The 23,868-nt window shown below is 49.5% G+C and carries 23 protein-coding genes and 2 tRNA genes; 7 read left to right on the top strand and 18 right to left on the bottom strand.

From position 1 onward, the window contains the following. Positions 1–35: 35 nt before the first annotated feature. Entirely contained in the window at positions 36–1,292 is a 1,257-nt protein-coding gene (locus HBM92_RS11215) for an AIDA repeat-containing protein (protein WP_000534254.1), read from the bottom strand. Between the two features lie 307 nt (positions 1,293–1,599). Between HBM92_RS11215 and HBM92_RS11210 the strand changes: the two genes are divergently transcribed. The 4 genes from HBM92_RS11210 to HBM92_RS11195 all read left to right on the top strand — a co-directional run bounded on the left by HBM92_RS11210 (position 1,600) and on the right by HBM92_RS11195 (position 3,907). After that, positions 1,600–1,676: transfer RNA gene (locus HBM92_RS11210), tRNA-Val, on the top strand. 4 nt (positions 1,677–1,680) lie between these two features. Beyond that, positions 1,681–1,757: transfer RNA gene (locus HBM92_RS11205), tRNA-Val, on the top strand. 108 nt (positions 1,758–1,865) lie between these two features. After that, complete coding sequence (locus tag HBM92_RS11200; RefSeq protein ID WP_000212649.1) at positions 1,866–2,171, top strand: monooxygenase; 306 nt, start codon at positions 1,866–1,868, stop codon at positions 2,169–2,171. 125 nt (positions 2,172–2,296) lie between these two features. Next, positions 2,297–3,907, top strand: a complete 1,611-nt coding sequence (locus HBM92_RS11195; RefSeq protein WP_000848173.1) for an FAD-NAD(P)-binding protein — start codon at positions 2,297–2,299, stop codon at positions 3,905–3,907. Between the two features lie 5 nt (positions 3,908–3,912). Here HBM92_RS11195 and ydhT read toward each other — a convergent pair whose 3' ends face one another. The 7 genes from ydhT to fumD all read right to left on the bottom strand — a co-directional run bounded on the left by ydhT (position 3,913) and on the right by fumD (position 10,308). Further along, positions 3,913–4,725: a protein YdhT gene (gene ydhT / locus HBM92_RS11190; RefSeq protein ID WP_000587573.1), complete on the bottom strand. Its 813-nt coding sequence runs from the start codon at positions 4,723–4,725 to the stop codon at positions 3,913–3,915. A gap of 3 nt (positions 4,726–4,728) precedes the next feature. Further along, complete coding sequence (phsC, locus tag HBM92_RS11185; protein ID WP_001070013.1) at positions 4,729–5,514, bottom strand: thiosulfate reductase cytochrome B subunit; 786 nt, start codon at positions 5,512–5,514, stop codon at positions 4,729–4,731. After that, positions 5,511–6,179 (bottom strand): 4Fe-4S dicluster domain-containing protein, encoded by a 669-nt coding sequence (locus tag HBM92_RS11180; RefSeq protein WP_001529207.1) that lies wholly within the window; start codon positions 6,177–6,179, stop codon positions 5,511–5,513. The genes phsC and HBM92_RS11180 overlap by 4 nt, the downstream gene beginning before the upstream one ends. Positions 6,180–6,242: 63 nt before the next feature. Beyond that, a complete protein-coding gene (locus HBM92_RS11175) occupies positions 6,243–6,881 on the bottom strand; it encodes a YdhW family putative oxidoreductase system protein (RefSeq protein ID WP_001298530.1) in 639 nt (212 codons plus the stop codon). 12 nt (positions 6,882–6,893) lie between these two features. Continuing rightward, positions 6,894–8,996, bottom strand: coding sequence for an aldehyde ferredoxin oxidoreductase (locus HBM92_RS11170; RefSeq protein ID WP_001273524.1), 2,103 nt, complete (start codon positions 8,994–8,996; stop codon positions 6,894–6,896). Positions 8,997–9,016: 20 nt separating this feature from the next. Beyond that, positions 9,017–9,643, bottom strand: coding sequence for a ferredoxin-like protein (locus tag HBM92_RS11165; RefSeq protein ID WP_001070247.1), 627 nt, complete (start codon positions 9,641–9,643; stop codon positions 9,017–9,019). A 455-nt stretch (positions 9,644–10,098) separates the two neighbouring features. Further along, on the bottom strand, positions 10,099–10,308 hold the full coding sequence (gene fumD, locus HBM92_RS11160; protein WP_000528342.1) for a fumarate hydratase FumD: 210 nt from the start codon (positions 10,306–10,308) through the stop codon (positions 10,099–10,101). Positions 10,309–10,663: 355 nt separating this feature from the next. Here fumD and HBM92_RS25310 point away from each other — a divergent pair, with 355 nt between their 5' ends. The 3 genes from HBM92_RS25310 to lpp all read left to right on the top strand — a co-directional run bounded on the left by HBM92_RS25310 (position 10,664) and on the right by lpp (position 12,825). After that, positions 10,664–10,858, top strand: coding sequence for a hypothetical protein (locus HBM92_RS25310; RefSeq protein ID WP_242788909.1), 195 nt, complete (start codon positions 10,664–10,666; stop codon positions 10,856–10,858). A 7-nt stretch (positions 10,859–10,865) separates the two neighbouring features. Beyond that, positions 10,866–12,278 carry a pyruvate kinase PykF gene (gene pykF / locus HBM92_RS11155; protein WP_001304331.1) on the top strand — a complete coding sequence of 471 codons (1,413 nt, stop codon included), beginning with the start codon at positions 10,866–10,868 and terminating at the stop codon, positions 12,276–12,278. A 310-nt stretch (positions 12,279–12,588) separates the two neighbouring features. Next, positions 12,589–12,825 (top strand): murein lipoprotein Lpp, encoded by a 237-nt coding sequence (gene lpp, locus HBM92_RS11150; RefSeq protein ID WP_000648420.1) that lies wholly within the window; start codon positions 12,589–12,591, stop codon positions 12,823–12,825. 62 nt (positions 12,826–12,887) lie between these two features. Here lpp and ldtE read toward each other — a convergent pair whose 3' ends face one another. The 10 genes from ldtE to HBM92_RS11100 form a co-directional block, all read right to left on the bottom strand. After that, positions 12,888–13,892 carry a L,D-transpeptidase LdtE gene (gene ldtE, locus HBM92_RS11145; RefSeq protein WP_000817095.1) on the bottom strand — a complete coding sequence of 335 codons (1,005 nt, stop codon included), beginning with the start codon at positions 13,890–13,892 and terminating at the stop codon, positions 12,888–12,890. 148 nt (positions 13,893–14,040) lie between these two features. Further along, positions 14,041–14,457 (bottom strand): cysteine desulfuration protein SufE, encoded by a 417-nt coding sequence (sufE, locus tag HBM92_RS11140; RefSeq protein ID WP_001196522.1) that lies wholly within the window; start codon positions 14,455–14,457, stop codon positions 14,041–14,043. Positions 14,458–14,469: 12 nt separating this feature from the next. Further along, the gene (gene sufS, locus HBM92_RS11135) at positions 14,470–15,690 is read right to left on the bottom strand and encodes a cysteine desulfurase SufS (RefSeq protein ID WP_000144571.1); all 1,221 of its coding nucleotides are present in this window, start codon (positions 15,688–15,690) and stop codon (positions 14,470–14,472) included. Beyond that, positions 15,687–16,958, bottom strand: a complete 1,272-nt coding sequence (gene sufD / locus HBM92_RS11130) for a Fe-S cluster assembly protein SufD (protein WP_000908034.1) — start codon at positions 16,956–16,958, stop codon at positions 15,687–15,689. Before sufD ends, sufS begins: the two co-directional genes overlap by 4 nt. After that, the gene (gene sufC, locus HBM92_RS11125; protein WP_000948882.1) at positions 16,933–17,679 is read right to left on the bottom strand and encodes a Fe-S cluster assembly ATPase SufC; all 747 of its coding nucleotides are present in this window, start codon (positions 17,677–17,679) and stop codon (positions 16,933–16,935) included. The genes sufD and sufC overlap by 26 nt, the downstream gene beginning before the upstream one ends. 9 nt (positions 17,680–17,688) lie before the next feature. Further along, the gene (sufB, locus tag HBM92_RS11120) at positions 17,689–19,176 is read right to left on the bottom strand and encodes a Fe-S cluster assembly protein SufB (protein WP_001304330.1); all 1,488 of its coding nucleotides are present in this window, start codon (positions 19,174–19,176) and stop codon (positions 17,689–17,691) included. Between the two features lie 8 nt (positions 19,177–19,184). Beyond that, the gene (gene sufA / locus HBM92_RS11115; protein ID WP_000367158.1) at positions 19,185–19,553 is read right to left on the bottom strand and encodes a Fe-S cluster assembly scaffold SufA; all 369 of its coding nucleotides are present in this window, start codon (positions 19,551–19,553) and stop codon (positions 19,185–19,187) included. A 548-nt stretch (positions 19,554–20,101) separates the two neighbouring features. Continuing rightward, positions 20,102–20,290 carry a YdiH family protein gene (locus tag HBM92_RS11110; RefSeq protein ID WP_001296104.1) on the bottom strand — a complete coding sequence of 63 codons (189 nt, stop codon included), beginning with the start codon at positions 20,288–20,290 and terminating at the stop codon, positions 20,102–20,104. A gap of 99 nt (positions 20,291–20,389) precedes the next feature. Beyond that, the gene (gene menI, locus HBM92_RS11105) at positions 20,390–20,800 is read right to left on the bottom strand and encodes a 1,4-dihydroxy-2-naphthoyl-CoA hydrolase (protein ID WP_000637986.1); all 411 of its coding nucleotides are present in this window, start codon (positions 20,798–20,800) and stop codon (positions 20,390–20,392) included. Further along, positions 20,797–23,853: an FAD-binding and (Fe-S)-binding domain-containing protein gene (locus tag HBM92_RS11100; RefSeq protein ID WP_000612982.1), complete on the bottom strand. Its 3,057-nt coding sequence runs from the start codon at positions 23,851–23,853 to the stop codon at positions 20,797–20,799. The genes menI and HBM92_RS11100 overlap by 4 nt, the downstream gene beginning before the upstream one ends. Positions 23,854–23,868: the final 15 nt, after the last annotated feature.

Raw genomic sequence — 23,868 nt, 5'->3', positions numbered from 1 at the left:
ACAAGGCGCAACCTTCACGGGTTGCGCCTGTGTTTTTACGCAGGCTGGAGCGTTGCGCCAATCCCGTCTTCGTCTGGCTGTAGTTTCAGTGCGTTACACAGAGTTTGCCGACTGGCATCTGTTATCTCAACGTGTATATCACCAGTAACTTCCCCTTTCACATTGATGAAGTCAGGTGAAATTTCTTTCGCACTGGTTTGCAGGCAAATCGCTCCCTCTCCACGCAGGCGTTTCACTTTCAGATGCACCTGCGTTGCCGCATCAGTGATCAGCCACAGTTTTCCGCCATTCAGATTGATGTTACCAACACTGAAAGTGACACTGTCACCTTTTACCGTACTGCCGTCGAGAATCAACACACCGCCCTGCTGTACAGTAATCGTTGATTGTTGCAGATCTGCGCCATAGCCAATAATCATTGAAGCGCCGTCCAGTAATGCAACACTACCGGTCAGTTCAACCGGTGCGCGATCTTCCTCTACGACAAAATTTTCGTCCGCGCTGGTGGGTGACAACAAAATCACTGTCCCACCTTGTATTACCGCGTTTTCCAGCGTACCAGCATGCACTTCAGCCCGACCACCCACATTAACGGACAGGTTTTGCGTCTTACCGGAACTGTAGAGCTGAAGACCATCCGTCCCCAGACGATAGATGGCTCCATTCTCAACAATAGTGTCAGAGTCTTCACCACCGAGATTATTCATGGTGCCACCAGCAAGCAACGTATCATTGGCTTTCCCCGCCAGCATAAAAACGCCGCCCTGATTAATCTCACAATTGCTGGCTTCCCCACCTGGATACACCAACAATTCACCACCTTCATCTACCACGACCGCTGAGGTTGTCCCATTGACCAACAGGCCACCCTCTTGATCGAGAATAATTTTTTCCGCGCGATGGCCTTCCAGTACACGCAGGTTACCGCCATTTTCCAGCAACAAACCGCAGGCATAACCTTTATCAACGCTGAATTCACCTTCGGGATGGCGGCCATTAACCGTAGCGAGCGTAGAGAGACTAATTGCGCCTCCCTCGGACTGAACAATATCTGTGGCAATGGCACCGTCGCTGACCGATAGCGTGCCATTGTTACCGTACTGTGCGCATTTGGCTATCCCACCGGTTGCCACTTTCAACCAGCCAGCCCCCGTGACCACGGTATTTTCGGCTCTTCCGCCAGCTTCAACAATCAACTCGCCTTCAGTAAGTTGCGTCGCGCCAATAACCTCGCCGGTCTTAACAATTTGCACGTTCCCGTCGCTCATCAAGTTTTTCGCATCAGATCCCATGATTTATTCCTTTGCTGCATCTGTGTGCCTTTATTGCTACCTAAGTGTAAAGGCTACGAAGGATTTATCCACGACAGATTTGAGATGGTGGCAAACAACTCTGTTTAAACTCTGATACACGGATTATTGGGTTGTATCAGATGTAAATGCGATCCTGAATAAAAATCGCCCTTGCAAATCAACAAAATATAGCCAATTTGCTTAAAAGCTCTGCAAACGGTCGAAATAGCGCAGAAAATTACGTTTTGCCTCTTGCCACCTTCCCACTCTGCCGCTAATATTCGTCCCCGTTGTCACCTACAACGTTGCGTTCATAGCTCAGTTGGTTAGAGCACCACCTTGACATGGTGGGGGTCGTTGGTTCGAGTCCAATTGAACGCACCATCCTGCGTCCGTAGCTCAGTTGGTTAGAGCACCACCTTGACATGGTGGGGGTCGGTGGTTCGAGTCCACTCGGACGCACCAGATTTTCTTAATCTGGTCTTCTCCTTTTTTCCCTCTGTTTCTTCTATGTATCCAATACGTTAAAAGATCTACACTGTCTTCGTATGCGTTATCAGAAGGAGAATCGCTATGGCAACTTTGTTACAACTTCATTTTGCTTTTAATGGCCCATTTGGCGACGCAATGGCTGAGCAGCTTAAACCGCTTGCTGAGTCGATTAATCAGGAACCTGGTTTTCTGTGGAAGGTTTGGACAGAAAGTGAAAAGAACCACGAAGCCGGTGGGATCTACCTTTTCTCTGATGAAAAAAGCGCCCTTACCTATCTGGAAAAACATACTGCCCGACTGAAAAATCTTGGCGTTGAGGAAGTTGTCGCCAAAGTTTTCGATGTCAATGTGTCACTGAGTCAATTCAATCAGGCAAAACTTGCCTGACAGATTTTAATCAAGGGCGGTTAGTGCCCTTTTCATCCCTGTCTGAAATTTCTCAAATTCTAAAAATCTCAACCAAACTTACCTGATAACACTAAATTCGAAAGAATGCGTACAGGTAAGTAACAATGAAAACAATTGCTATTGTGGGTGCCGGGCCTACGGGGATCTACACCTTATTCTCGCTTCTACAGCAACAAACGCCACTTTCTATTTCTATCTTCGAGCAGGCTGACGAAGCCGGTGTCGGGATGCCATACAGTGATGATGAAAACTCAAAACTGATGCTGGCAAACATTGCCAGTATTGAAATACCGCCGATTTATTGCACGTATCTCGAATGGCTACAAAAGCAAGAAGCCAGCCATCTCCAGCGTTATGGCGTTAAAAAAGAAACCTTGCACGATCGTCAGTTTTTACCGCGAATTCTGCTGGGCGAATATTTCCGCGATCAATTTTTACGATTAGTAGACCAGGCACGACAGCAAAAATTTGCAGTGGCTGTTTATGAATCATGCCAGGTTACCGATCTGCAAATTACAAATGCTGGCGTCATGCTCGCTACAAATCTGGATTTACCCAGCGAGACGTTTGATTTAGTGGTGATCGCAACGGGGCACGTCTGGCCTGATGAAGAAGAAGCAACCAGAACGTATTTTCCCAGCCCGTGGTCAGGCCTGATGGAAGCAAAGGTCGATGCGTGTAACGTGGGTATTATGGGAACATCCTTGAGCGGACTGGATGCGGCAATGGCAGTGGCTATTCAGCATGGTTCGTTCATTGAAGATGATAAACAACACGTCATTTTTCACCGCGATAACGCAAGTGAAAAGCTAAATATTACGTTAATGTCGCGCACAGGTATTTTACCCGAAGCCGATTTCTATTGCCCTATTCCCTACGAGCCCTTACACATCGTCACTGATCAAGCATTAAATGCTGAGATTCAAAAAGGCGAAGAGGGCCTTTTGGATCGGGTATTTAGATTGATAGTAGAGGAAATCAAATTTGCTGATCCAGACTGGAGCCAACGCATAGCCTTAGAAAGCCTGAATGTCGATTCCTTTGCTCAAGCCTGGTTTGCCGAGCGCAAACAACGCGACCCATTCGACTGGGCAGAAAAAAATCTCCAGGAGGTCGAACGCAATAAACGAGAAAATCATACTGTTCCCTGGCGTTATGTCATTCTGCGCCTGCATGAAGCCGTACAGGAAATTGTTCCTCATCTGAATGAACACGACCATAAACGGTTCAGTAAAGGCCTTGCCCGGGTTTTCATCGATAATTATGCGACAATCCCTTCAGAGTCTATTCGTCGACTACTGGCCTTACGTGAAGCGGGAATCATTCATATTCTCGCCCTCGGTGAAGACTACGAAATGGAAATTAATGAGTCGCGCACCGTCCTGAAAACGGAAGACAATAGCTACTCGTTTGACGTTTTTATTGATGCCCGTGGGCAGCGTCCGCTTAAAGTGAAAGATATTCCTTTCCCTGGACTACGCGAACAATTACAGAAAACAGGGGATGAAATCCCTGATGTTGGCGAAGATTATACGTTACAGCAACCCGAAGATATTCGTGGGCGCGTAGCGTTCGGCGCGTTGCCCTGGTTGATGCACGACCAGCCTTTCGTTCAGGGACTTACGGCATGTGCAGAAATTGGAGAGGCGATGGCTCGGGCGGTCGTAAAACCTGCATCCCGTGCTCGTCGGCGTCTTTCGTTTAATCAAATGTAAAGCTATCAGCACTCAACAAACTGATGCTGTTCATTAAGGCGATAGCGGACTCCGGCTCGAATATTGTTTTCACCTTCAATGGCGACGGCGAAGCGAACTCTTTCGCCGTCATGATATGCCAGTGCGGCGCTTCCTCCTGGCCCGAGAATAATTGAGTCGACCACGCCCGTGCTCACTACCGTTGAATTTTCACCGCTGGCAATGATGTGTACATTGTCGCCGCTGTTGGCAATTCTGGCGTTTGCGCCAAAGCTGGCGATTTGCACCAGGTCACCATTACTGGCGACATGACACCGTTCACCCAATGTACAAACGCGTACTCGCATTCCGGTATTCGCAATCCGACTACTATCTCCAGCGCTGCTTATCCGCGAAGAATTACCGGTTACAGCAACCCGTGCGCGTTCACCGGAGCTGCCAATGTGACTGTTAAAGCCGACACTTCCAATCCGCACGCTATAACCCATACTGGCAATTTGCGCGGCATACCCAGCAGTTGCGATTCTGGCATTATCCTCACAACAGCCGATGCGAGCATGATCGTCGCTGCGGGCAAACTGACTGCAAAATGCTCTCTCTCCGGGATCTGTGGCCAGTTTTTGCATAGAAGAAACTTCCTGATGCGCGAAGTTTTCATCCGCCAGCCATTTTTTCCACGCATACTCAACCAGACTCTCCGCCCAGTCCGTATATCCTTCCTCAATCAGTGCATGATGAATATCGGCATAACTACCGCCGCGTGGGAAATGGCGCAGAAACCAGCGATACATCACCGCTCCGATACGCCATTCTCGCAGGTCTGCTCGTGTAATGATCATTCGTTAGTGCCGGTGATAGCCATCGACCATGCTTTTAAAGGTTTCGTGTGGCGTACGCCCCGTGGTGCAAAGATAAAGATGACCGAAGATAAAAAAGAGGCTTATAAATGCCAGAGCAAAATGCGCCTGCAATAACCAGTATCTTACGCCAGGAAACATATCTCCCACGGCTTGCGGATAGAGACACAGCAGCCCCGTCAATAGTAACAACGGCAGCAATCCATACATGACACCAACATAGGCAACCTGCTGTAAGGGATTAAATTTAGACTGGGTTGTTGCCGGGAAAGGATGTTCTTCCCCCTGCATAATGCCAAACAAATAGAATCGCGTTTGTTTTGCCGCTCGCTCCAGCCACCCCTGACGACGAATGCGATAGTGGTGACCATTACCCCCAACGGCATTGATCAGAACAAAGCCGAGCCAGCATGCCAGTAACAAAAATCCGCAAACTTCATGCACCGCAACCAGACTTTTAACCGCAGTTGCGCCCACCAGCGCAAAGTGATTTATCAGCCCACTTGCCAGCAACAATACAAAGAGTAACGCATTCGACCAGTGCCATAATCTGACCGCTTTGCTGTAAAGATAAATCCTCTCACCATGATCGGTGGCTGATTTCTTCACGCCACGAGCACGAAGCAAGGCATGTAGCCCCAGCACCAACCACATCCCAACCAGCAATAGTCCGGCAATGATCAACCACACCGGCCAAAATTGGGGGGTGAACTGTGGCACATAGTTCGCCAACTGGCTCTGAAACTGTTCAGCATGTTGCGACGGGTTCATACATTTTCCTTTTTAATCAAATGTTGACCGAACCGGCGATACAGATGCGGTTTCCCGGCGCCAGGTAGCTGATATTGATAGTATTTATTTTCCTGCAACCACGCCTGAATTTCTGGGCTATCTTCGTGACCAAAGATCAATGCGTGTTCCGGGCAGGCACTGACGCAAATGGGCGGAAAGCCTTTTGCCAGTCGGGTCTCAGCGCAGAAATCACATTTATCTGCCACTTTAGTGACAGGGTTAAGGTAGCGAACCTGGTACGGGCAAGCGCCAATGCAATAACTGCAGCCGATGCACTGCGATTTTTCTACCCGCACGATCCCCTGCTCATCACGCCACGACGCCCCTGTCGGGCAAACGTCGATGCAAGGAGCATCTTCGCAGTGCTGACATGACTGGCGAAAAAAGTGATACTGCGTTCCATTGTCGTTATCGATGACTGGAATGTGTGCTATCGATAAACGGCTTCCCTGAGCGGGGACGTGGTTAGTTTTACGGCATGCGCGGGCGCAGATATTACAGCCATTGCACCGTGACTCGTCATGAATCATGGCATACCGAACTTCCTTTTCTTGCCTCGTATTCGCTAACAGAGAAGACGCAGAACCAGTAAAAAAGATTACTGTTCCCATCCCCAGAACAAATTTGCGTCGAGTGAAGGACATCTGATTATCCCCTAATGCAGTGGCTGCAACTGTCCACCCTATCCATGACATCCCCCTGAAATTTCAGGGGTTCTGAAACTGCTCTACCTCGAACCATTCGCATAAGCCATACGCCTTGCCATAGGTCATAAATCGCTCGCTAAACAAGTACAACACTGCCGTCGATGACTCCACCTGCCGTATATCGGCATATTCAGGTGCAACATCCATCGTGGCGATCGCGGCTTCAATCTGCGCTTCCTGGAAGTAATATGGCGCTTGCATCAGCATGGCGACTTTGTAAGGACGAGGATACGTCTGGCACTCAAAACGAACGGCGTGTGCAATGGCGCGACAAATGTCCTGCTCCACAACTTGCAAAGACATCGCCGCGTAGTTTTCACTCATGGCCTGCGTTGAGTAATAGTAATCATCCTGGCTTCCCGTCATACAAGCGATATCCGCGTAGTCTCCGTTCTGCTTAATGTTTTCCAGCAAAACTGACAGTTCCTCTTCTGCAACCGAATAGGGCGGCGAGAGAAACACAGCGCGCGCCACCAGCTGCCCAGCCGCAGAATGCTGGCGAATGAACTCTGCCAGGATTTCAGCCGGTTCTGGTTCGGTTACCGTATCAACGGGGTGACGCATCCCCTGCAACCATTGCCGCTTCGCCTCATCAATTTCGCTGACTTCCGCTAACGGCAATTCATCCTGATGGTTCATCTCTCCCATTCCTTACGCAGGCAGTAGATTGTGTGCTGCCAGATCGGCGGCAATATCTTCCAGCCCCAGACGCTGCAATGTTTCGCGGGTCGGACAACCAAGCTGTGGGTCCCAGCCCATTTCTTTGTAGAACATCGTGAGCGAAGCATGCATATCGTCACGATCCATTTTGTCTGTACCTTCAGTAAAGACCGGGATCTGCGGATCCTTGTCGAATACCCAGGAACAGATAAGATCGTGTTCATTACGCATATCTTTGGTTTGCATCAGTTTTACCGTGTAGGCGCGATGCAACGTAAAGATACGCTCTGCAGCTAAATCTAATTTTTCCTGAGTCATATCTTCGCCAGTGATCGCTTTGAAGAATTTGGCTTCAAGTGCCAGATCGCCCCGGTAATTACGGCTTTTCAGCGGCGAAACGGTCATTGGCCAGACCCAGTTGCACAGGGTGACGGCGTTATGCAAACAGACCCGCAACAGCGACCACTTAGCATATTTAATTTTTGCGTCATTGATCGGTGTGTAGTTTTTGGTTTCATCGTAAGCATCTTCAGAACCAAAAAGCTCTTTCGCCACTTCACGCTGCAGTTTCAATGGCAAGCCGGAACCAATAAAATTGATATGGGTATGCGTCATGCAGTCACGGTTGAACATACAGTTAACAATGGAACCGACTTGCGCTGACGCTTCATTGGCATGGTGAACCGGATAGCCAAACGGCGACCAGAGTTTATTTTTCGCGTAGCCCCAGTACTCTTCACCCAAATTCCAGCGTTCTGCGATGGCATATGAACCATCAGCCAGGTGACTCAACTCACCCACGCGATGCGCCAGACGGTAGTAAAAATCTTTAATAAAGTTAACGTCACCCGCTTCCAGTTGATCCCAGCGAATTTCCGCATACTCTTCAGCAGGCAGAACACGCTTGAACACCCCTTTGCTGTAACAATAAGTAAAGTCGCGATGCAACTGCCCGTAGTTACACCATAGGCCGTAGTCATCGAACAAATTCAGACCAACCAGGTTACCAATCACACGACCATCGTCTTTATCTTCAAAATCTTTCGGCCCGTTCGGGAAGATGGTGGTATGGACAAAGTTTGCTACACAAGTGTTACCACCTGTGCTGGGCACGCCAAACTCTTTCACCCGAGGAATATTCATTTGGGTCATACAACGGATCGGGCAAGAGTGGCAGCCGCTCATTTTTACTGTGTATTTCTCTGCCGCCGGACCTAAGTCAAAAACGGATTTATAGGTACGAAAGCCGACCGTGTTCTGATTGCCTGGCGGAATTTCCCCCGTTTCAATCGGACCACCTTCAGCCGCGCCCCAAAACAGCCCTTTACGTGCTGTCCAACGTGACTTGGGATCTGAATACTCTGCCCACGATTGCGGCGTACTTGGCACGACATGGTTGTTATTCGCACCGATAAGTTCAGTCATCATGTAATCGTTGAGACGCTTCATCTCCTGACGATCGGCAATGTTGACCCCTTTCGTCCCTTCAACCGCAATCGCTTTCAGGTTTTTCGAACCCATTATTGCGCCAGTTCCCGCACCGCCGCTGTGGTTACGGCTATTCAACATGCCAGAGAGAGGAACAAGGTTTTCCCCAGCCTGACCAATAGCCGCCACACAGGTTTCCGGACTGGTCAAGCGACAAATTTCTTCAGTCGTTGCGCGCGTCCCTTTTCCCCATAAGAAATCGGCTTTTTCAAGGCTAACTTTGTCATCTTTAATCTTCAGCCATACCGGTGATTTCGCTTTCCCTTCGATAATAATGACGTCGTATCCAGCGAATTTCATTTGCGCTGCAAAAAAGCCCCCCATATGGGCATCGACGACTAAATTTCCTTTGGTAAAAGTAGAAAGTGAGGTGATATTTACGCGAGAACTACAGGGGGCACCAGATCCAGTTAATGGGCCGGTAGCAAAAACTAATTTATTCGCTTCATCGAAAGGTTTCGTGCCTGGCGGTACTTCGTCATACATAATTTTGTAGCCGAAGCCCATGCCACCGACAAAACTTTTAAACTTACTGGAATCTTCGAGGGTAATATTTCCTGTCGTGAGATTGACTCTTAATATATTACCTGTCCAACCGTTAGCCATGATTTTTTCCTTTGCAAGATTCACACAGTAATATCTTTCCACTCGATAATTTTTAACGCCCCTGTTGGGCAGGCGTTTGCGCATTCACCGCATAACACACATTTCGAGGATTTTTTACTTTCGGTATTTACGGTGGCCATCATCCACGGGCATGCCGTAGTACAGGCGCTACAGCCAATACAACGTTTATGATCGACGGTAATACAGCCTTCTTTCTGCTGCCAGGTAATCGCACCAATCGGGCAGACGTTCATGCATTGCGGCTCTTTGCATTGACGGCAGGTGTCCGCGGTATAGTTGAGATCGCCATACAGGCCACCGCCAGAGCCAACCCCGTTGTCGCCAAAGAAATAATTGCGATGGATTTTGATACGGGAGAAGAATGTCCCTACTGAGCCATCGTTGAAGTTGGTACAAGAGATTTCACAGCGGTGGCAACCCGTGCATCGCGCACGTTGGGTCACCAGCACCCCTTTGGGTGTATTTATCAACCCTACTGTGCCGCTATCAATATCTTCCTGTTTGCAACCCAAAAGTGACAGTAAAGCAGGGGCAATTGTTAAACCAGCAAGGCCTTTTCCTGATATACGCAAGAATTCTAATCGCGTTAAGCCAATATTTAATAGTGGACGATCAACCGGGTTCATTTATTTCGCATCCTCTTCGCAAACACAGTGCTGACAATTCAGCAGCCTGATATTAGGCACTCAACTAATACGCTGCTGACTCTGTCCTCAACACCAGATATTTTCCCAAACCCGATAGTGTATGAGAAAAGATTTAACGCTGACAAACTAATCCTTTATGGTTAGGAGAAAAAATAATGTGATTATTCTGGGCTCTTAACATTGATCGTTATCAATTAAAATCACAAAGCAAGGAATTATAAGTGAACTGATATTTATTATCATTTGAAATAAATTTAACTTAACCGACAATTATTTGTGAAGTTCATCGCAGAAAATAAAAATAACTTTATCGCTATAAATTAAAATACACACCGAAATTCATATAATTTCAGCAGTTGTTATTTAGAATGATTAACTGGACCGCAACTGAACTAACAATATCAGGATGAAGCTTACCGCCTCATCCTGAATGGTCATTTTACCAGTGCGTTAATGACTGTTTCCATCGCCTGCTTTTCCAGCTCACTGCGCTGAATGCGTTTATTGGCTAATGCTGTACGTAATACGCCTGCGATAACAATATGCTTTGGTTCCTGCCCCAGATCGCGCATTTCCAGCACAACTTTACCGACAACTCTGCACATTTCTCGGTACAGTTCATCCTCTTTTGTCCGGTTTCCCATTCTTTATACCTATTTATCATGCCAACTATCAGCATATATCAATCTAACCAATTAAACAAAAATCAAACAAAATCAGACAAATAACGTGATAAATTATTTTAACTGTAGCAATTGAGCGATGATGTATTTATACACCGGATGAACTTTTCACTTATCCTCACACTGACAACCCCGGCACCAGACGTTGCGCAAACAACGAAGTTTTTGCGTAACCTTTTCCCTGGAACGCTGAATCTTTGATAACAATTTATTGTCTTACAAGTTGTATATTTTTTGAAACGCTGTTTTTGTTTTCCTTTTGGATTAATTTCAGCGTATAATGCGCGCCAATTGACTCTTGAATGGTTTCAGCACTTTGGACTGTAGAACTCAACGACTCAAAAACAGGCACTCACGTTGGGCTGAGACACAAGCACACATTCCTCTGCACGCTTTTTCGATGTCACCTATCCTTAGAGCGAGGCACAACCACTTTCGTAATACCGGATTCGCTTTCCGGCAGTGCGCCCAGAAAGCAAGTTTCTCCCATCCTTCTCAACTTAAAGACTAAGACTGTCATGAAAAAGACCAAAATTGTTTGCACCATCGGACCGAAAACCGAATCTGAAGAGATGTTAGCTAAAATGCTGGACGCTGGCATGAACGTTATGCGTCTGAACTTCTCTCATGGTGACTATGCAGAACACGGTCAGCGCATTCAGAATCTGCGCAACGTGATGAGCAAAACTGGTAAAACCGCCGCTATCCTGCTTGATACCAAAGGTCCAGAAATCCGCACCATGAAACTGGAAGGCGGTAACGACGTTTCTCTGAAAGCGGGTCAGTCCTTTACTTTCACTACTGATAAATCTGTTATCGGCAACAGCGAAATGGTTGCGGTAACGTATGAAGGTTTCACTACTGACCTGTCTGTTGGCAACACCGTACTGGTTGACGACGGTCTGATCGGTATGGAAGTTACCGCCATTGAAGGTAACAAAGTTATCTGTAAAGTGCTGAACAATGGCGACCTGGGCGAAAACAAAGGTGTGAACCTGCCTGGCGTTTCCATTGCCCTGCCAGCACTGGCTGAAAAAGACAAACAGGACCTGATCTTTGGTTGCGAACAAGGCGTAGACTTTGTTGCTGCTTCCTTTATTCGTAAGCGTTCTGACGTTATCGAAATCCGTGAGCACCTGAAAGCGCACGGCGGCGAAAACATCCACATCATCTCCAAAATCGAAAACCAGGAAGGCCTCAACAACTTCGACGAAATCCTCGAAGCCTCTGACGGCATCATGGTTGCGCGTGGCGACCTGGGTGTAGAAATCCCGGTAGAAGAAGTTATCTTCGCCCAGAAGATGATGATCGAAAAATGTATCCGTGCACGTAAAGTTGTTATCACTGCGACACAGATGCTGGATTCCATGATCAAAAACCCACGCCCGACTCGCGCAGAAGCCGGTGACGTTGCAAACGCCATCCTCGACGGTACTGACGCAGTGATGCTGTCTGGTGAATCCGCAAAAGGTAAATACCCGCTGGAAGCGGTTTCTATCATGGCGACCATCTGCGAACGTACCGACCGCGTGATGAACAGCCGTCTCGAGTTCAACAATGACAACCGTAAACTGCGTATTACCGAAGCGGTATGCCGTGGTGCCGTTGAAACTGCTGAAAAACTGGATGCTCCACTGATCGTGGTTGCTACTCAGGGCGGTAAATCTGCTCGCGCAGTACGTAAATACTTCCCGGATGCCACCATCCTGGCACTGACCACCAACGAAAAAACGGCTCACCAGTTAGTACTGAGCAAAGGTGTTGTGCCGCAGCTGGTTAAAGAGATCACATCTACTGATGACTTCTACCGTCTGGGTAAAGAACTGGCTCTGCAGAGCGGTCTGGCACACAAAGGTGATGTCGTAGTTATGGTTTCTGGTGCACTGGTACCGAGCGGCACTACTAACACCGCATCTGTTCACGTCCTGTAATATTGCTTTTGTGAATTAATTTGTATATCGAAGCGCCCTGATGGGCGCTTTTTTTATTTAATCGATAACCAGAAGCAATAAAAAATCAAATCGGATTTCACTATATAATCTCACTTTATCTAAGATGAATCCGATGGAAGCATCCTGTTTTCTCTCAATTTTTTTATCTAAAACCCAGCGTTCGATGCTTCTTTGAGCGAACGATCAAAAATAAGTGCCTTCCCATCAAAAAAATATTCTCAACATAAAAAACTTTGTGTAATACTTGTAACGCTACATGGAGATTAACTCAATCTAGAGGGTATTAATAATGAAAGCTACTAAACTGGTACTGGGCGCGGTAATCCTGGGTTCTACTCTGCTGGCAGGTTGCTCCAGCAACGCTAAAATCGATCAGCTGTCTTCTGACGTTCAGACTCTGAACGCTAAAGTTGACCAGCTGAGCAACGACGTGAACGCAATGCGTTCCGACGTTCAGGCTGCTAAAGATGACGCAGCTCGTGCTAACCAGCGTCTGGACAACATGGCTACTAAATACCGCAAGTAATAGTACCTGTGAAGTGAAAAATGGCGCACATTGTGCGCCATTTTTTTGCCTGCTATTTACCGCTACTGCGTCGCGCGTAACATATTCCCTTGCTCTGGTTCCCCATTCTGCGCTGACTCTACTGAAGGCGCATTGCTGGCTGCGGGAGTTGCTCCACTGCTCACCGCAACCGGATACCCTGCCCGACGATACAACGCTTTATCGACTAACTTCTGATCTACAGCCTTATTGTCTTTAAATTGCGTAAAGCCTGCTGGCAGCGTGTACGGCATTGTCTGAACGTTCTGCTGTTCTTCTGCCGATAGTGGTCGATGTACTTCAACATAACGCATCCCGTTAGGTTCCACGGAATATTTCACCGGTTCGTTGATCACTTTCACCGGTGTTCCCGTCCGCACGCTGGAGAATAAAGCTTTAATATCCGGTGCATTCATGCGAATACAGCCCGAACTGACGCGCAAACCGACGCTGTCCGGCGCACTGGTGCCATGAATGAGGTATTCGCCATTACCATGCGCGAGGCGCAGTGCGTAACGTCCTAGTGGGTTATTGGGCCCGGCAGGAACGACTGGTGGTAATTTAATGCCACGCTCCAGCGAACGTTGACGAATGCCCGCCGTAGGCGTCCAGGTTGGGTTAGGGATTTTCTGCCCCACACGCGTTTCCATCACCGGCGTTTCCAGCCCCTGCAAACCAATACCTATCGGATAAACCTGCACGATATTTTCTCCCGGCGGATAATAATAAAGGCGCAGCTCTGCAAGGTTTACAATAATCCCCTGACGCGGCGCATCAGGTAATAATAGTTGTGAAGGAATAGTTATCGTCGTACCGGGTTTTGGCACCGGGGCGATAGTGTTATTGGCTTCAAGGATCAACATTGCCGCAGTATCAAAACGTCGGGCGATGGCCTGAAGGTTTTTATCCCCTTCTTGCACCGTATACGTTTGATTTTGCCCAACCAGTCGACTGCCGGTTGGTGGTAGCGGATAATCAACCGCCCAGGCAGCCTGGATGGCGCTAAAAGCGCCGATAAGCGTGAGTGTAAGCAAAGACGCGCGTTTCATTGTAAACCTCCTGTATTTGCCGGAGACTCACGCTGAAACGTCGGATGGCGCTTATGTTCACCTGAAACCAAAACACTCCTGTGCAGGCCAGTGTAAACATTGACCACCCGGCAATGTGAGCCAACCGGATGAAAGCTGTCCCTTTAGTTTAGCTAAGTGCAGCGGCTTTGGCGCGAATTGCGCGAATCATCGCTTCCAGACCTTGTGAGCGTGATGGGGTGAGATGTTGGGTGAGCGCCATTTTTTCAAACCACGGGCGCACATCGAAATTGACAATATCCTGCGGCGTCATTTGATCGTAAAGAATAAAGACGACCGCAATAAGCCCTTTTACAATGGCCGCATCGCTGTCGCCCTGCAATTCAATAATTCCCTGCGCATTCTGGCGCATTACAATCCACACCTGACTCTGGCAGCCCTGGATGCTATTTTGCGGGCTTTTGTCTTCGTCACGTAATTCTGGCAGACGCTGACCCAACTCAATAATGTAGAGATATTTCTCTTCCCAGTTGGCGCAGCGTAAAAAATTACGCAGCAATTTTTCTTTATCCGGCAATAAAGCCATAGTGCCTCCCTGTTATCCCAGCAGACGGTGAATACGTTGCAGGCCGGTCACGAGACGATCCACTTCTTCATGGGTGTTATACATGGCCAGCGACGCCCGACACATCGCAGGGACGTTGTAATAGGCCATTAATGGCATTGCGCAGTGATGTCCGGTACGCACAGCAATGCCGTAATTATCGAGAAAACTGCCAACATCATAGGCGTGGTGTTTACCGAGATTAAAAGCAATAACGCCAAGTCTGTCCGGCGGACCATAGAGCGTAAGATCCGGCACCGCTGCCAACTGCGACAATGCGTAATGCATCAGATTTTGTTCATACTCGGCAATGTTGTTAAGCCCCAGCGCCGAAACATACTCCAGCGCCGCGCCAAGGCCAATAATACCTCCGGTATTGGGCGTACCGGCTTCAAACCGCCACGGCGCTTTGGTCCAGGTAGTGCCTTCACTCAGGCTAACGGTGGCAATCATAGAACCGCCCCCTTCCCACGGCGGCATCTCCTGCAACAAGGCTTCTTTGACATAAAGAATGCCAATTCCGGTAGGGCCATACAGTTTATGCCCGGAGAACACGTAAAAATCGCAATCCAGCGCCTGAACATCCACCGGATGATGCATCACCGCCTGAGCGCCATCCACCAGCACTTTTGCGCCATGTTGATGCGCAAGTGTGATCATCTCCGCCAGCGGATTTTCTGTCCCAAGCACGTTGGAGACATGAGTAATTGCCAGCAGGCGAGTTTTCTCATCAAACAGCGTAGGCAGCGTCTCCAGTTGCAGAGTACCGTCGGGGTTGAGCGGGATCACACGCAGCTCTGCGCCAACGCGTGCACAAAGCATCTGCCAGGGGACAATGTTAGCGTGGTGCTCCATCTGACTGATGATGATGTTATCGCCCGCCCGCACATTGCTGTTGCCCCAGCTATTGGCGACCAGATTGATCCCTTCCGTCGTACCGCGGACGAACACCAGCTCTTCCGCCGAACGGGCATTAATAAACAGCGATGCCCGCTTGCGCACGTTCTCCATTTTCTCGGTCGCCTGGGCGCTTAAGGTATGAATACCGCGATGCACCGCCGCGTAGCCATGACGATAAAACTCAGCCTCGGCATCAATCACCTGGCTCGGTTTCTGCGCACTGGCGGCGCTGTCGAGATAAGCCAGCGGCAAACCGTTCACCTCACGCGAAAGCACCGGGAAATCGGCCCGCACCTTATCAACGGAAAAAGTCATCTTGCACCTCCTGGCAGCCGTTGACCGATTCGGGCCAGCACCTGCTGTTTAAGCCCTTCATCACGCAGTGCTTCCGTCAGTTCGGCAGCAAAGGCGTAAATGATCATCTGCTGGGCATCCTGCTGATTGATCCCGCGCGAGCGCAGATAGAACATCTGTTCATCATCAATACGCCCCACCGTCGCGCCGTGGCTGCATTTCACATCATCTGCATAGATTTCCAGCTGCGGTTTCGTATCCACTTCCGCCAGTTTGCCCATCAGCAGATTATTGTTGGTCATCTGACCATCCGTTTTGATGGCGTGCTGCGCGACGTTGATCAAACCGTTAAATACCGCGCGGCCTTTGTCGCTGACGATAGTTTTGTGCAACTGTCGGCTGTTACAAAAACCTTTATTGTGTTCCAGCCAGGTACGAGTATCACACACCTCGTTTTTCACCGGCATCGCCAGGCTATTGATCCGCACCGTGCTGTTTTCGCCATTGAGTTGCGTACTGGTGTTGTGTCGTAACACTGCGCCACCCAGCAGGAAACTGTGGCTAAATGCGGTGGCATCATCAGCCAGCAACAAATCGTTATGAGCAAAGTGGTGACTGAGCGGGTTTTCAAACGCCAGCTTGATATGCTGCAAATGGGCGTTCGCTGCGACGTTGATAGTGAACCGTGCGCCGGTGAAGTGACGAGCATCATTAAGGCTGACAAAATGTTCGATCACCGTTGCTTCGGCACCTTCCGCCAGATCCAGATGATGCCGGTAATGGGCAGTATTCACCTCTTCACCTGCCACGCCCTGGGTGATATGCATTAACAGCAATGGCTTTGCCGGCCGTTGACCGCGCTTCACGGCGATATGCGTCACGCTTTGTGCCAGGCTTTCCGTCAAATGCAGAAACACTTCCGCCTGAATAGCGTCGGGTAACCCCTGACGGTCGTCGTTAATGCTCACTTCATATCCGCTGCCTTCAGTTGCATCGCTCAGTGCGGGCACGTAACGTCCATCGACAAACACCAGCCGCACGGCGTCTAACGTTAACGCTAAGGCATCACGCTGCTGTGGGGCTATCTCCCCCGCAATGCTGACAAACTGGCTATTGGTCAGCCCGTCCAGCGGCGTATATTTCCAGTTTTCATGTTTACGTGTCGGCAGTCCGGTACGCAGCAATTGTTGTAAATGCTGCTGTGCTTGCGGGGAGCGTTTCGCCCCTTCAGCTTCAAACAAATGATTCCACTGTTGCAGTGCGTTACTGCTGTTCGGTAAGCCAGCCATAACCCTGCTCCTCCAGTTGTTTGACCAACGTGAAATCGCCGGATTTCACAATTCGTCCCTGATACAGCACATGGACGTAATCAGGCTTGATGTAGTCGAGAATGCGTTGGTAGTGCGTAACAATGATGAATGAACGCTTGCCGTCACGCAGCGAGTTCACGCCATCGGCAACCACTTTTAATGCGTCAATATCCAGCCCGGAGTCTGACTCATCAAGAATGCATAACTCCGGTTCCAGCACCGCCATTTGCAAAATATCGTTGCGCTTTTTCTCGCCGCCGGAAAAACCAACGTTTACCGAACGGGTTAATAAATCTTCCGGCATCTTCAGGAGAGCGATTTTCTCTTCCATCAAATCCTGAAAATCAAAGCGGTCGAGCGTTTCCTGGCCGCGATAGCTGCGCACCGCATTAAGTGCCGTTTGCAGGAAAAACTGGTTACTGACGCCGGGAATTTCCACCGGATACTGGAAGGCCATAAAGATGCCTTCACCTGCACGATCTTCCGGCGACAGCGCAAGCAAATCTTTGCCTTTAAACTCAACCGTGCCGCTCGTCACTTCATAATCTTCTCGCCCGGCAAGCGTTGCCGATAAGGTACTTTTGCCCGAACCATTGGGCCCCATAATGGCGTGAACTTCGCCGGGACGAACGTCGAGGCTTAATCCACGCAGGATAGCTTTATCTTCCACGCTGACGTGTAAATCTTTAATACTTAACATGTTTATTCCTTATCCGACGCTGTGTTCAAGACTGATGGCGAGGAGTTTTTGTGCTTCAACGGCAAATTCCAGCGGCAGTTCCGAGAACACGTCTTTGCAAAAACCGTTAACAATCATCGAGATGGCATCTTCTTCGCTGATCCCGCGTTGCAGGCAGTAAAACAGTTGATCTTCACCAATACGTGATGTCGTTGCCTCGTGCTCCAGCTGAGCGCTGTTATTGCGACATTCGACATACGGGAAGGTATGCGCCCCACAATTAGCGCCAATCAGCATTGAATCGCACTGAGTGAAATTGCGCGCATTGGTTGCCGTCGGCATGATTTTCACTAAGCCGCGATAACTGTTCTGACTATGTCCGGCAGAGATCCCTTTCGATATAATGGTCGATTTGGTGTTTTTACCGATGTGGATCATCTTGGTGCCGGTATCCGCTTGCTGATGACCGCTGGTCAGCGCCACTGAGTAAAACTCACCAATGGAGTTATCGCCGCGCAAAATGCAGCTGGGATATTTCCACGTAATCGCTGAGCCGGTTTCTGATTGCGTCCATGACATTTTGCTGTTTTCGCCTTCGCACAAAGCACGCTTGGTGACGAAGTTGAGAATACCGCCGGTGTTGTTATCGCCAGGGAACCAATTTTGTACCGTGGAATATTTCACCTCGGCGTTTTTATGGATGATGACTTCCACCACCGCCGCGTGTAACTGATAGCTGTCACGCACCGGAGCGGAACAGCCTTCAATGTAGCTAACGTAGCTGTCTTCGTCGGCCACCAGAATGGTGCGCTCAAACTGCCCGGTTTTTTCCGCGTTAATGCGAAAATAGGTGGAAAGTTCCATCGGGCAACGCACGCCTTTAGGCACATAAATAAACGTACCGTCAGAGGCTACCGCCGCATTAAGTGCGGCAAAGAAGTTGTCATTCCCCGGCACCACGGTGCCGAGATATTTACGCACCAGTTCCGGGTGATCGTGGATCGCCTCGCCAAAGGAACAAAAAATAATTCCCTGCTCCGCCAGTTTTTCGCGATAAGTAGTGGCAACCGAAACAGAGTCGAAAATGGCATCCACTGCCACCTCTTTGCCTTCCCGCACGGGAACGCCCAACTGCTCAAACGCCGCCTCCACCTCTTTACTTAAAAAGGCGTTCGCGCCAGTTTGCTGCACCGCGCCGGGTTCAGACGCGCAGTTGTCGTCACAATTACCGCACGATGGTGCCGAGTAGTAGCTGTAATCCTGATAATTCAGCTTGTCGTAGTGCGCTTTCAACCAGTGCGGTTCTTCCATCTCCAGCCATGCGTGATAGGCGTTGAGACGAAACTCCAGCATCCACTCCGGCTCATTACGCTTCGCCGAAATTGCGCGCACCACCTCTTCGTTTATCCCCTTTGCCAGCTCATCGGTGGCTAACTGGGTGAAGAATCCTTCTTTATAATTCAGCGGGCCGCCGGTCCAGGTTTTGACATCGTCAGTTGCTTCAGTATTACGAGACATAGTACCGCCTATACCCCAAAGCTTTCGCCACAGCCACATTCATTCTGGGCTTTAGGGTTGTGAAATTTGAATATCTGATTAAGTCCTTCGCGAACGAAATCGACTTCCGTGCCATCAATAAAAGGCATCGCTTGCAGCGGGACAAACAGCTTCGCGCCGTCGTGTTCAAACAGCAGATCGTCTTTGTCCGGCTCGCTAACACTGTCGAGCACATAGCCAAAGCCCGCGCAGCCTGTTTGCTTAACGCCTAAGCGCACGCCGATCATACCAGGCTGCTTTGCCACCAGTTCGCGGATGTGTATCGCCGCTGCGGGTGTCAGCGTTAAGCCTTGCCAGGCGAAATCCTGTGGATTAAAGGTTCCTGAATGCATGTCCATCGATTTACCTCACTTCATCGCTTTCAGCGTATAACAGCATGTTAGTGATAATGATTATCAGTTCAACCCAGCAAACGCAGGGGCTTTAGCGTAAAACATGCTTTTTACCTGCTTTTAATAAGCATAGACCCTGATTTGTGGGTTAACAGGCACGCTAAGAATTAGGTATCTCATTGTTAGATAATGATTATTATCTAAGGAGCATTAAGGCTGTGATGAAAAAGAAAAAGTTGCATTGAAAATGACTATTTAAGAGATAGGTAAAAAAGTGCAGCGTTCAGAAATAAGAAAACCCTTAAGTCTGTGCGACACAGGCTTAAGGGTTTCTACCCCATCCGGCGCTTATCTCCGGCACTCACAGTGGCTTAGCTCTTGAAGGGGCGATAAGGATAATCTCATAAAGCTAACCCACTGTTTTAACACAAACTGCGATTTGTATTATTTTTGAACGTTATCAGGCGGGTAGATAGGCTGTATTAAAAAGGCCCTCGAACCTGGACGAAGATTAATCCAGGCCGATTTGGCGAACTCGCGACATTAAATCAGGATCAATGCACGCCCAGACGCCAGGCGAAGTAGATTTCTTCTTTTAATTCAGCAGAAGAGAGAGTAAGCAGGTCAGCAAATTCAAGTTCTAATTGTTTCAGACGCTTGAGATATTGGGCAGGTGAAAGATTGCTTTGGTCACGGCGTAAAAATTCAATGGCCAGTTGGGTGGGATCAAGTTGAGTAGACATAGCATCCTCGCTTTTAGACAAGACCTGCACAGTATACCACCGTTTACTGTGCAGATAATAACCAAAAGCAATATGCGTCACACTTTTCTGGTGACAACGTCACAAAATAGCGGTCGTCAATCGTGACGAACAGCACAAACGCCCTTTCTCATCGAAGATTTCAATCTGCCAGACCTGGTGACGCGAACCGAGATGCAACGGTTTGCATACGCCGCGCACCCGCCCTTCTCGTGCCGAGCGGACGTGGTTAGCATTGATTTCCAGACCAACCACTTTTTGCTCACCTTCGGTACATAAATAACCGGCAACGGAACCGATACTTTCGGCCAGTACCACGGATGCACCTCCATGCAGCAACCCGAAAGGCTGCTTTGTCCGTGAGTCTACTGGCATTGTCGCTTCAAGGGTGTCATCACCAATATGTTCAAAGCGAATATCCAGCAATCCCACCATGTTTCCTTCCCCCATAGCATTCAGTGCTTCCAGGGTGATTTTTCGTTTCCATATCATTTAATAATCTCCAGTAAAGCCTGCACAGGATGGCGTACCCCTGTGCCTTCAACCCGTTTTACCTGACTACGGCAGGAATATCCGGTCGCCAGACAGCGGTTACGCGGCAGTCGCTGCATAGCCTGATGCCAGGATAATTCATAGATCCCGAGCGAATTTTTATGGTTTTTCGCTTCATGTCCGTAAGTCCCTGCCATGCCGCAGCACCCCACGCTGACATTTTCCAGTTTCGCGCCAAAACGGGCAAATATTGCCGCCCATTGTGCTGGCGCGCCTGGCAAGGCGGTAACTTCGGTACAGTGACCAAAGAAATACCATGATTCACCGCTGACTGTAGCCACTGGCTGTGAGTCAAGTGCGCTTGCCAGCCATTCATTTGCCAGTAAGACGTTAAACTCGCCACGCTCCTCGCCCAGAGCCAGTTTATATTCATCGCGATAACAAAGTACCAGCGCCGGGTCGACGCCTACCATTGGCATACCCAGCTTCGCCATACGGTTGAGGAAATCCGCCGTCTTTTTCGCCGTCTTCGCAAAACGATTAAGAAAACCTTTGATATGCTGGGCTTTTCCATTTGGCGAAAATGGCAGTAACACGGGCTGGAAACCTAATTTTTCGACCAGACGGACAAAATCCGCCACCACTTGAGCATCGTAATAGCTGGTAAAGGGGTCCTGCACCACCAGCACCGTGCGCGCTTTCTGCTCTGCATTGAGAGCTTCAAGCTGTTCCAGCGTCATGTTTGCCGAGCGATGCCCCACCATTTGTTGTTGTAGCGAGGGGACCGACAGCAGCGGCAAATCAACCATGCCGATATGTTTTTCCGAGAGTTTGCGCACCAGCGGCTGGTTAATGAAGAAGTTAAAGGTTTTCGGCGCGCGTGCCATCAGCGGTGCGTAACTCTCAACCGTAGCGACGAGGTGGTCGCGCAGCGGGCGTAAATAACGGGTGTGATAGAGTTGCAGGAAACGAGAGCGAAACTCCGGCACATCAATTTTGATGGGGCACTGAGTCGAACAAGCTTTACAGGCCAGACAGCCCGACATCGCCTCTTTGACTTCGTGTGAGAAGTCATATTCGCCTTTATTCGCATGCCAACTATTGCGCGTGCGGGCAATTAACGTCCGCAAACTGACGCCGGATTCAGGCAGTTCTTGTTCCAGTTTGAGTGGGTCAACGCCGCGATCCGCCAACAAACGCAGCCATTCACGTACCAGCGTTGCGCGCCCTTTCGGTGAATGAATCCGGTTCTGGGTGATCTTCATCGACGGGCACATCGGACTACGAGCATCAAAGTTGAAGCATAAACCGTTGCCGTTACACTCCATTGCACCACGCCACTGCTGGCGTACCGCAATGGGGATCTGTCGATCGAATGTACCGCGCTTCACCGCGTCCACTTTCATCATCGGCGCATCGAGACCTTCTGGCGGGCAAATCTTCCCGGGGTTGAGTCGGTTATGCGGATCAAACGCCGCTTTCACTTTACGCAGTTCTGCAAAAAGTTCCTCACCAAAAAACGCCGGGCTGTATTCGGCGCGAAAACCTTTGCCGTGTTCGCCCCACAACAAACCACCGTATTTCGCGGTAAGCGCCACTACATCATCAGAGATTTGCTTCATCAAAATCTCCTGTTGCGGATCGCACATATCCAGTGCTGGACGGACGTGCAAGACACCTGCGTCGACGTGACCGAACATACCGTAGCTTAAGCCGTGGCTGTCGAGCAGCGCGCGAAATTCAGCAATATAATCCGCCAGGTGTTCCGGCGGTACGCAGGTATCCTCAGCAAACGGAATTGGCTTAGCAGCACCTTTGGCATTGCCAAGCAGACCAACGGCTTTTTTGCGCATCGCATAGATACGTTCAACACCCGCCAGCTCGCGGCACACCTGCCAGCCGATCACTCCTGCCTGTTGGCTGGCAATCAGCTCATCAAGCCGCACACAGAGTGCATTAACTCGCTCGTCAATCAGTGCCTCATCATCACCGGCAAATTCCACAATGTTCAGCCCGAGCATCTCTTTATCAGGCACATCGGTAATCAACTCGCTGACGGAATGCCAGACAATATCTTCCCGCGCCAGATTCAGCACTTTTGAGTCCACCGTCTCTACCGAAAGCGCCCGCGCCTCAACCATAAACGGCGCGTTACGCAGCGCGGAGTCAAAAGAGTCATATTTGACGTTCACCAGACGGCGTACTTTAGGCAAGCGCGTAATATCCAGTCGCGCTTCGGTAATAAAGGCCAGCGTCCCTTCTGAACCCGTCAGAATGCGCGTCAGGTCGAACTCGGTCATCTCATCGTTAAAGACATGACGCAGATCGTAACCGGTAAGAAAGCGGTTAAGCTTGGGGAAGTTGTCGATGATTAACTGGCGTTGCTGACGGCAACGTTGATAAACCGTGTTATAAATTCGCCCGATTGTGGTATTGGATTTACCCAGCGTTTCCGCCAGTTCGACGGGTAAAGGTTGCGTATCGAGAATATCGCCCCCCAACAACACCGCGCGTACGCCAAGTACGTGATCTGACGTTTTGCCATAGACCAGCGATCCCTGACCGGATGCATCGGTATTGATCATCCCGCCGAGCGTTGCCCGGTTGCTGGTCGAAAGTTCTGGCGCAAAAAAGTAGCCAAAGGGTTTCAGGTACTGATTGAGTTGGTCTTTAATCACCCCGGCCTCAACGCGCACCCAGCCCTCTTCAGGGTTAATTTCGATGATGCGGTTCATATGGCGGGACATATCAACAATAATCCCCTGGTTGAGCGCCTGACCGTTAGTGCCGGTGCCGCCGCCGCGAGGGGTAAAGATCAACGATGAATAGCGTTCCTGCGCGGCAAGACGGGCAATTAACGCCACATCTGCGGTTGAACGCGGAAATACCACCGCATCGGGGAGAAGTTGGTAAATACTGTTGTCGGTCGACATTGTCAGACGATCGGCATAGCTTGTTGCCGTATCGCCGGTAAAACCCTGTTGCTCCAGCTCTTGCAAAAAATTAAGCACCAGTTGAACGACGCCGGGTGCCTGGGAAATCTGTGGAATCATTATATTGACCCTTTC

It is taken from the genome of Escherichia sp. E.sYA108 (assembly GCF_011754335.1).
GTDB classification, from domain to species: domain Bacteria; phylum Pseudomonadota; class Gammaproteobacteria; order Enterobacterales; family Enterobacteriaceae; genus Escherichia; species Escherichia coli.
This window is presented reverse-complemented; position numbering and strand designations above follow the sequence as displayed.